This is a genomic window from Halobacterium sp. CBA1126 (assembly GCF_009741975.1).
GTDB lineage: Archaea > Halobacteriota > Halobacteria > Halobacteriales > Halobacteriaceae > Halobacterium.
This window is the reverse complement of the sequence record NZ_WPCF01000170.1, coordinates 1-3048: the sequence shown is the minus strand read 5'-3', so window position 1 is coordinate 3048 and position 3048 is coordinate 1. Positions and strand designations below refer to the sequence as shown.

General features: G+C 70.8%; 4 protein-coding genes and 1 pseudogene. 1 reads left to right on the top strand and 4 read right to left on the bottom strand.

All coding sequences use genetic code 11. From position 1 onward, the window contains the following. From GJ634_RS14720 to GJ634_RS14710, 3 genes and pseudogenes are all read right to left on the bottom strand, one after another. Positions 1 to 191, bottom strand: a pseudogene (locus tag GJ634_RS14720) (hypothetical protein); the annotation flags it as partial. Continuing rightward, positions 139 to 630 (bottom strand): hypothetical protein, encoded by a 492-nt coding sequence (locus GJ634_RS14715; RefSeq protein ID WP_157503593.1) that lies wholly within the window; start codon positions 628 to 630, stop codon positions 139 to 141. The pseudogene GJ634_RS14720 and the gene GJ634_RS14715, both read right to left, overlap by 53 nt. Then, positions 627 to 1070: a hypothetical protein gene (locus GJ634_RS14710; RefSeq protein ID WP_157503592.1), complete on the bottom strand. Its 444-nt coding sequence runs from the start codon at positions 1068 to 1070 to the stop codon at positions 627 to 629. The genes GJ634_RS14715 and GJ634_RS14710 overlap by 4 nt, the downstream gene beginning before the upstream one ends. A gap of 80 nt (positions 1071 to 1150) precedes the next feature. Here GJ634_RS14710 and GJ634_RS14705 point away from each other — a divergent pair, with 80 nt between their 5' ends. After that, complete coding sequence (locus GJ634_RS14705; protein WP_157503591.1) at positions 1151 to 2224, top strand: tubulin/FtsZ family protein; 1074 nt, start codon at positions 1151 to 1153, stop codon at positions 2222 to 2224. Here GJ634_RS14705 and GJ634_RS14700 read toward each other — a convergent pair. Continuing rightward, on the bottom strand, positions 2221 to 3048 hold an 828-nt coding region (locus tag GJ634_RS14700; RefSeq protein ID WP_197425554.1), incomplete at its 5' end, for an alkaline phosphatase family protein. The two genes, GJ634_RS14705 and GJ634_RS14700, sit on opposite strands and share 4 nt — an antisense overlap.

Below are 3048 nucleotides of genomic sequence, written 5' to 3'. Positions count from 1 at the left end.
TCGACGACGACGCGTTCGGCGTCGGAGTGCCGGCAGGCGGCCGCGACTGTGGCGCGACACGCCGGTTGCTCGGCGAGGTCGCCGCCGCCCGGGCAGCCGACGGCGTCCACGCGGACCGCGTTACCGTCGTCGGTGGCGTCACAGCCGCAGTCGGGGTCGGGCGCCGCGAAGCGGTCGAGGAGCGCACGCATGGGACGCGGTGGTCGCGTTCCCGCGGATAAACCCTCGGAGCGCGAGCACGACCGAGCCATTCGGGCGGTCGACGTACGCGAGCGTCGTCGGGCCGTCGAGCGTCGCCTCGTTGCCACACGTCTCGACTGGCACAGGGAGCGTGCGCTGATGTTTGGGACGACCGGGGAGCGTCGAGACGAGCCGCGGCGGGCCGTCGCGGACGGCGAGGCTCGCGTCCGTCGGGAGGTCGAGGCGGAGCGCGCGCCGCGGTGCGGTTTTCGACGGTGCGTCCGGGGGTCGTGCGGCGGTGGAGGGGCGTGGACGCGTCGGGCGACGCGGGTCCGCGCTCGCGCCGACCGCTGCGGCGTCCCGGGTGCGGGTCGCGTGGTCGACCGCGGGCTGGGCGGCCGCGAGCAGGGCGAGCGCGAACACCGCCGCGAGCGCGACGCGGACGGTCACAGCGACTCGCGCACGCGCTCTAGCAGCGACTCGTCGTCCCCGCGCTCGGCGTCGACCGACCGGGTGCCGTCCGGTAGGTTTTCGGGATCGGGTTCGGCAGCGCGCTCGTCGCGTTGCGGGGCGGTCGGTTCGGTGGTGTGGGACGGTTCCGTGGGACGGGACTGCTGTTCTTCGAGTCGTTCGACGGCCTCGCGCGCGGCGTCGGCGCGGCGCTGGACGCGCTCGTTGACGGCTTCGACGTCGCCGACGTAGCCGTGCAGCGACTGGACGGTGGCGTCGAGGGCGTCCAGGCGCTCCCCGAGTTCGGTCACTTCCGCTTCGAGGGAGTCGAGGCGGTCGTGGACCGCCGCCGCGTCCGAGAGGTCGCTGACCGGGGCGTCCCCGTCGGTCAGCGCGCGCTCTACCGCTCGCAGTCGTTCGGCGAGGTCGTCGTCTGTCACGCCACGGGTTGCCCGCGTCTTCCGGTTTAACTGTGAGGGGTGGCGCAACGTTGATGGCCGCCCGCCGAGATGCATGGCGTATGAAAGCCGCCCTCATCGGCGTCGGTCAGGCCGGTGGCAAGGTCACCGAAGCCCTCCTCGAAGAAGACCGCCGCGCCGGCTACGGCGCCGTCCGTGGCACGCTCGCGGTCAACACCGCGAAGGCGGACCTCGAACCGCTCGACATCGACACCGTCCTCGTCGGCCAGGAGCGCGTGAAGGGGCACGGCGTCGGCGCGGACAACGAACTCGGCGCGGAAGTGATGCAGAGCGACCTCGGCGAGGTCGTCGGCGAACTCGACGGCGTCGTCGACGCCGGCACGGAGGCCATCTTCGTCGTCGCGGGCCTCGGCGGCGGCACCGGCTCCGGCGGCGCGCCCGTGCTCGTGCAGGAGCTCAAGCGCGTCCACGAGATTCCCGTCTACGCGCTCGGCATCCTCCCCGGCCGGGACGAGGGCGGCATCTACCAGGCGAACGCCGGCCGCTCGCTGAAGACGCTCGTCCGGGAGGCCGACTCCACGCTGCTCGTGGACAACGACGCGTGGCGGAAGACCGGCGAGAGCGTCACGGAGGCGTTCGACGCCATCAACGAGCGCATCGCGCGCCGCGTCGGCATCCTGCTCGCCGCCGGCGAGGACGTCGAGGGCGTCGGGGAGAGCGTCGTCGACGCCAGCGAGGTCATCAACACGCTGAAGTCCGGGAACATGTCCGCGGTCGGGTTCGCGAGCGCGGAGGCCGCCCCCGACCCCGGGGAGAACGTCAACGTCATCACGTCGACCGCGCGGAAGTCCCTGCTCACGGGGATGAGCGTCCCCGAGACGACCGAAGCGGGCGCGGCGCTCGTGATAGTCGCGGGGGACGCCGACCGGGTCTCCCGGAAGGGCGTCGAGAAGGCCCGCGCGTGGGTCGAGGAGGAGACCCGCAGCATGCAGGTCCGCGGCGGCGACTTCCCGCTGGACTCCGAGAAGATCGCGGTGCTCGTGTTGCTGTCGGGGGTCGCGCGCTCCGACCGCATCGAGCAGTTCATGGAGCGCGCGAAGGAGGCCAGCGAGGCCGTCGAGGAGGAACAGGTGAACGAGGACTTCCAGAACGACGAGCTAGACGACCTGCTCTAGACGAGCGTCTCGCCGTCGAACTCGCGGGCGTCGAACTCCACGTCGAGGAGGTCCAGCAGCGTCGGCGTGATGTCGAAGAGATCGGTGCCCTCGGGGACGGAGACGTCGGGGTCGTCGGAGAGCAGCGTGGCGTTCTCGAAGGAGTGCATGCCGTTGCGCGGGCCGACGCTGAACACGTCGTCGGCGCCCGAGAACCCCGCCTTCAGGTCGAAGCCGTGGTTCGGGATGGCGACGAGGTCGGGCGCGATCTCGTCGTGGGCGCCCTCGAAGGCGTCCTCCTTCGGGACGACGCGGTCGACGACCGGCTCGCCGTCCGGCCCTTCGAGCGCGAGAAGCTTCTCCTTCAGCTCCGCGCGCACTTCGTCGTACTCGTCCTCGGAGACGCTCCCGCGGGGCTCGCGGTTCTCGAGGTTGAGGTAGAACCGCCCGGGGATGAACGAGTACGCCTTCGTGTCGTCGCTGACGTCGTCGAGGCTGTCGTGGTCCTCGTCGTCGTAGTCGAGCCACCCCTCGTCCTCGAGCCACTGGTTCAGGTGGACCTCGTAGTCCTCGCTGGTGAACCCGTGGTCGGAGGCGACGACCAGGGAGACGTCCTCGGGGAGTTCGTCGCGGAGCTCGCCGATGTACTCGTCGACCTTCTGGTAGAACTCGAGGAACTCCTCCTTGTACTCGCCGTCCTGCTCGTAGTCCTTGAACAGGAAGTGGTTGACGCGGTCGGTCGTCATGAACACGCCGAAGAAGAGGTCCCAGTCGTCCTCGCGGACGTAGTTCAGGAACGCCTCCTGCCGCGCGTCGATGGTCTCGTGGGCGTCCTCGATGAACTC

Excerpts from the sequence above, each read along its gene's own strand:
- GJ634_RS14705 (WP_157503591.1), top strand. The coding sequence starts at position 1,151 with ATGAAAGCCGCCCTCATCGGCGTCGGTCAGGCCGGTGGCAAGGTCACC.